Annotated in this window: 6 protein-coding genes; 2 read left to right on the plus strand and 4 right to left on the minus strand. The window is 73.2% G+C overall.

Translation table 11 applies throughout. From position 1 onward, the window contains the following. Nucleotides 1-222: FmdB family zinc ribbon protein (locus ACWGL3_RS30595; protein ID WP_452462089.1), on the minus strand; the 222-nt coding region annotated here is incomplete at its 3' end. A gap of 269 nt (nt 223-491) precedes the next feature. Further along, nucleotides 492-992 (minus strand): HNH endonuclease, encoded by a 501-nt coding sequence (locus ACWGL3_RS30600; RefSeq protein WP_267950275.1) that lies wholly within the window; start codon nt 990-992, stop codon nt 492-494. A 375-nt stretch (nt 993-1,367) separates the two neighbouring features. On the opposite strand from ACWGL3_RS30600, the gene ACWGL3_RS30605 reads away from it, so the two are divergent. Then, the gene (locus tag ACWGL3_RS30605; RefSeq protein WP_452462090.1) at nt 1,368-3,461 is read left to right on the plus strand and encodes a prolyl oligopeptidase family serine peptidase; all 2,094 of its coding nucleotides are present in this window, start codon (nt 1,368-1,370) and stop codon (nt 3,459-3,461) included. A 136-nt stretch (nt 3,462-3,597) separates the two neighbouring features. Then, complete coding sequence (locus ACWGL3_RS30610; protein ID WP_267948569.1) at nt 3,598-4,038, plus strand: acyl-CoA thioesterase; 441 nt, start codon at nt 3,598-3,600, stop codon at nt 4,036-4,038. Between the two features lie 182 nt (nt 4,039-4,220). Here ACWGL3_RS30610 and ACWGL3_RS30615 read toward each other — a convergent pair whose 3' ends face one another. Continuing rightward, nucleotides 4,221-4,793: a GNAT family N-acetyltransferase gene (locus ACWGL3_RS30615; RefSeq protein ID WP_267948568.1), complete on the minus strand. Its 573-nt coding sequence runs from the start codon at nt 4,791-4,793 to the stop codon at nt 4,221-4,223. Between the two features lie 104 nt (nt 4,794-4,897). Continuing rightward, nucleotides 4,898-5,416, minus strand: coding sequence for a globin (locus ACWGL3_RS30620; RefSeq protein ID WP_267948567.1), 519 nt, complete (start codon nt 5,414-5,416; stop codon nt 4,898-4,900). Nucleotides 5,417-5,517 lie beyond the last annotated feature (101 nt).

The following is a 5,517-nucleotide window of genomic DNA, read 5'->3' on the forward strand; positions in this document are numbered from 1 at the left end:
TGTGTATAAGAGACAGCAGGAGCAGCAACCGCCCCCGCAGCAGCCCCCGCCCCCGGACGGCGCGGGGGCGGAGGCGCGCCCGCCCACCGCCACGGTGGACAGCAGCCGCACGGTGTCGCCGTGCCCCACGGGGCAGGGGGCCGGGTCGCCCGCCTCTGCCATCGGACGGGAGAGCTCGAAGGTGTCACCGCACTCGCGGCAGCGGAAGTCGTATCTCGGCATGCCGCCAGAATACGGCCGCCGCGCCCTCACGTCACCGCCCGCCCCTTCGCCGGGCGGGCGCCTGCGGGGACCGCCGCGGGACGGGCCCCACCGCGCGGGACCGGTGGGGGCGCACCCGGAGGCGCCCCGGGGACGCACGGCCGCCCCCCGACCGCCCGTGGGGGCCGCGCCGGAGGGCGGAAGGACGGCAGGGGCCGGGTGGGACGCCCGGTTCCGGCCCCGCCGGACCGCTGGAGCCCGTTGGCCGGCCCGTGCGTCCGGCCGGGCGCCTACGCCGCGAGGTGGGCCATGTACGGCTCCCACTGGGGGTCGCCGTGCAGGTCACCGTTGATCAGCCGCCAGTGGGGTCCCTTGGGCACCTTGGGGGTGATGTGCAGCTCCCAGCCGAGCTCGTCCAGGAACTTGTCCGCCTTGCGGTGGTTGCACGGCTTGCAGGCCGCGACCACGTTCTCCCACACGTGCGCGCCGCCGCGGCTGCGCGGGATGACGTGGTCGATGGTCTCGGCCTTCTTCCCGCAGTAGCCGCACACGTGCCGGTCCCGTCTCATCAGCGCCACCCGGGTGAGGGGCACCCTGCGACTGTACGGAACGCTGATGTAGCGCCTGAGCCGGATGACCGACGGCACGTCGTAGGAGCGCGTCGCCGAGTGCAGCACCGTCCCCGTGTCGTCCTGGTGGACGACTTCGGCCTTCTCCCGCAGGACGAGGAGAATCGCCCTGCGCAGGGGCAGTGTCGTCAGTGGTTCGAAGCTGGCGTTGAGCAGCAGCACGTGGCGGCGGGCGGTCCCTGTGCCACCCTCCCGGCTGCTTGGGGCGCTCATCGCGTCGCCCCGGTCGCGGTGAACGACCGTGTCTCTTCCCCGGCCAGCCGTTCGGCCAGCCAGGAGACCTCCCTGTGCACCGATCCGAGGATCGGTGTTTCCGTACGCCTTGCCACACGGACCTCCCGGTGGTCCCGCCGAGTTGCGTCCCGCATTCAGTTTGCGTGTTCGGACCGCCCCGGCGCCACCCCAATTTACGCCGGGCCGCACAGAAACCGCGTGTTGACGCTTTTCGTGGTCCTATTGTGCGCCCGACAAACCACGTTTCATCCTGACGCCGCGCCGAACACCCAGTGGTTGATAGCGGTGGATAGAGTGCGAAGTATGCGTGAACTCCGCTACCCCCCGGCCGAACGGCTCGACGTCACAGAGAACCTGCACGGCCACGAGGTCGGCGACCCCTACAGGTGGTTGGAGGACTGCGGATCCACCGCCACGAAGGCGTGGGCGGCGGCCCAGGACGCCCTGTACACCGAGGCCTCCGAGCGCTACACCGCTCGCGAGCGGTTCGCCGACCGGATCCGGTCCCTCCTCGGCGCGGGAGCCGTCGGGGCCCCCGTCTGGCGCGGCGACCGCAGCTTCTTCGTCCGCCGGACCGCCGAGCAGGAGCACGCGGTGCTCTACGTCCGCGACGGCGACGGCCCCGAGCGCGTCCTGGTCGACCCCGGCGCGCTCGACCCCGGGGGCCTGACCACCCTGGACGCGTGGAAGCCCGGCCCCGACGGGCGCCTGCTCGCCTACCAGCTCTCCGAGGGCGGGGACGAGGAGTCCGTCCTGCGGGTCGTGGACGTCGACAGCGGCGACCTGGTGGACGGCCCCGTGGACCGGGCCCGCTACAGCCCGATCGCGTGGCTGCCGGACTCCTCCGCCTTCTACTACGTGCGGCGGCTGCCCCCGGAGGAGGTCCCCGACGGCGAGGAGGCCTACCACCGGCGCGTCTACCTGCACCGGCTGGGGCGCCCGGCCGAGGAGGACGTCCTCGTCTTCGGCTCCGGCAGGGACAAGACGGAGTACTTCAGCCCCTCCGTGAGCCGGGACGGCCGCTGGCTGATCCTCCAGGCGGTCCGGGGGACCTCCTCGGCCACCGACATGTGGATCGCCGACCTGTCCGACGGGGACCTGGAGCGGCCCCGCCTGGTGCCCGTCCAGGAGGGCGTCGACGCCGACCTGGAGGGGCACGTGGGCCGGGACGGGCGCCTGTACCTGCGGACGGACCGGGACGCCCCGCGCGGGCGCGTGTGCGTGACCGATCCGGCCGACCCCCGCTACGAGAACTGGACCACCCTGGTCCCCGAGGAGCCCGAGGCGGTGCTGGAGGACTACGCCGTCCTGGACGGCTCCGCCCTCGAACGCCCCGAACTCCTGGTCTCCCACAGCCGCCACGCGATCAGCGAGGTCACCCAGCGCGACCTGCTCACCGGGGAGCTCCTCGGCGTCGTGGACATGCCCGGGCTGGGCACGGTCGGCGGCCTCTCGGAACGCCCCGAGGGAGGCCACGAGGCCTGGTTCGGCTACACCGACAACACCCACCCGTCCTCGGTGTACCGCTACGACGCGCTCGCCGGGCGGGTGTCCGTATGGGCCGACGCCCCGGGGGACATCGACCTGCCGGACGTGAACGTCGAACAGGTCACCTACACGTCCGGCGACGGCACGCCCGTGCGCATGCTCGTCGTGTCGCCCTCGGCTCCCGCCGAGGGCCCGCGGCCCACCATCCTCTACGGGTACGGGGGCTTCCGGATCTCCCTCACCCCCGCCTACTCCGCGGTGGCCCTGGCCTGGGCCCGCGCGGGCGGCGTGTACGCCGTCGCCAACCTGCGCGGCGGCCTGGAGGAGGGCGAGGAGTGGCACCGCTCGGGGATGCTGGCCCGCAAGCAGAACGTCTTCGACGACTGCGCGGCCGCGGCCGAGCACCTGATCGCCACCGGGGTCACCGCCCCGGACCGGCTGGCCGTGATGGGCGGCAGCAACGGCGGGCTGCTGGTCGGCGCCATGGTCACCCAGCGGCCGGACCTGTTCGCGGCCGCGGTCTGCTCCGCGCCCCTCCTGGACATGGTCCGCTACGAGAGGTTCGGCCTCGGCCAGCTGTGGAACGTCGAGTACGGCACCGCGGACGACCCCGAGCAGCTCGGATGGCTCCTGGGCTACTCGCCCTACCACAACGTCCGCGAAGGCACCCGCTACCCGGCCACCCTGTTCACCGTGTTCGACAACGACACGCGCGTGGACCCCCTGCACGCCCGCAAACTGTGCGCGGCGCTGCAGGACGCCACGTCCGCCCCTGCGGAGGAACGGCCCGTCCTGCTGCGCAGGGAGGCCGAGGTCGGCCACAGCTCGCGGTCGGTGAGCCGCAGTGTGTCACTGAACTCCGAGCAGCTGGCCTTCCTCGCCCACCACCTGGGCCTCTCCGCGGACTGACGTCCTCCTCCCGCGGGTCCGGGAGAGCAACGACACAGGAATCGGACACCCGGGGAGGGGTCCCGCCCCGGGGGGCGTTGAGACAATCGGAGGAGTCGTACGCCCCCCGGGGAGAGCAGCACGAGAGGACCCAGACGTGACACAGATCGACGCCGGAGCCGTCGGCACCGGGTCGGCCCCCGCGCGGCACGTGCACCTCGCACAGGTCCGCTACGCCGACCTCGACCCGCAGCACCACGTGAACAACGTCCGGATGCTCACCTACCTGGAGGACGCCCGGGTCTCGTTCCTGCGCTACGGCGGCGCGGTCGAGGGCGACGAGGTGTTCGGTGCCATGGTCGTGGCCCGCCAGGAGGCGGACTACGTGGCCCCCCTGCTCCCCCGGACCGACCCGGTGCGCGTGGAGCTGTGGGTGACCGAGGTGCGCAACGCCAGTTTCACCCTCGCCTACGAGATCCTGGACGACGACCGCGTGTACCTGCGCGCGAAGACCGTGCTCGTGGGCTTCGACGTGGCCACGCAGAGCGCCCGCCGGCTCGACGCCACCGAGCGCGCCTTCCTCGCCGCCTACGCCTAGGACGTGTTCCGCGGGTCGTTCCGGGCCCGCATCCGCGGGGCCGCCTCCCGCCGTGCCGACCGCGCTCGGACAGCCGACCCCGGGCCGACCCTCGCCACTCGTCCTGCGAGAGACGGCCCGGCGACCGCTCGCGGCGACCGGCGCGAGCGCCGAGCCCGCCGAAGGCACCCGCGGACCACGCCCTAGTCCCGGTCCGCGGCGCCGTCCGCGATGCGGTACAGCACGTTCGGGCGCAGGGGCCCCTCGGGCGCCCGCGGGTCGTCGAAGTCGCCCTCCGGGTCCCGGGTCATGCCGATCCTGCGCATCACCGCCTGTGAGCGGATGTTCGTGACCGTGGCCACGGCGAGGATCTCGGGGAGGGCGAGGGTGTCGAAGCCGTAGGCCAGTACCGCCAGCGCGGCCTCGGTGGCATAGCCGCGTCCCCAGGCCGGCCGGGCGAGCCTCCAGCCGATCTCCGTCCCGCCGAAGGGCAGGCCGTCCTCCACCCGGTCCAGGCCCGCGGACCCGACGAAGTCGCCCGTGTCCCGCTCCTCGACCGCCCACCAGCCGTAGCCCCGCAGGTCGAACCCGTCCCGGAAGCGGGCGACGGAGGCATCGCTCTGATCGCGGGTCAGCGGCTCGCCCAGGTGCTCCCGGACCTCGGGGTCGGCGTTCACGGCCGCCCAGGGTTCGAGGTCGCGCTCCTGCCAGCGCCGGAGGATCAGGCGGTCGGTACGCAGTTCGGTCCGGCTGACCCACGCGGTCCCTGGCCTCAAGGCAGCACCCTCTTCTCCGGTCCGACTCCGCCGAGCGGGGAGTCCTCACGGCCCGAGCACGGGCCGGACGCGCCGGCGCCGGGCCCGTGCGTCCGGGGCTCCCCCTACTTCAGGGAGATGGTAACGGCATCGCCGTCGTCGCCCTCGTCATCCGAGGCCACCGACACGCGTGTCGGACGGGGGACCTCCGGGGGGACGGCGTCCTCCTGGACGTTGACCATGCTGTGCGCGGCCATGACCATGTACTCCCACAGCTGGCGCTCCAGCGCCTCGTGCAGGTCGAGGGAGTCCACGGCGGCGCGCATGTGCTTGAGCCACAGGTCGCGCTCGGCTGCGCCGATGCGGAACGGAACGTGCCGCATCCGCAGGCGGGGGTGGCCGCGCTGCTCGTTGTAGGTGCGCGGGCCGCCCCAGTACTGGATGAGGAACAGGCGCAGGCGCTCCTCGGCCGGGCCGAGGTCCTCCTCCGGATACATGGGGCGGAGCACAGGGTCGTCGGCCACGCCCTCGTAGAAGCGGCGAACCAGGCGGGTGAAGGTCTCCTCACCGCCCACGGCCTCGTAGAACGTCATTCGCACGGGCTGCTCGCCCACGCTCTGCTGGTCATCACGCGCGGAAGTCATCGGGTCCAGGGTACGCGACGTTGCACGGACCCCCCATGGGTCCCGGCGCCGGGGAATATCCGCGCGTGCGCCGCTGCGGGAACGCCCGCGGGGGCACCGGT

This window comes from Nocardiopsis sp. NPDC055824, assembly GCF_053616335.1.

Bases quoted from the DNA above. Each gene is read 5' to 3' on its own strand.
- ACWGL3_RS30605 (WP_452462090.1), top strand. From the start codon at position 1,368: ATGCGTGAACTCCGCTACCCCCCGGCCGAACGGCTCGACGTCACAGAG.
- ACWGL3_RS30620 (WP_267948567.1), bottom strand. From the start codon at position 5,416: ATGACTTCCGCGCGTGATGACCAGCAGAGCGTGGGCGAGCAGCCCGTG.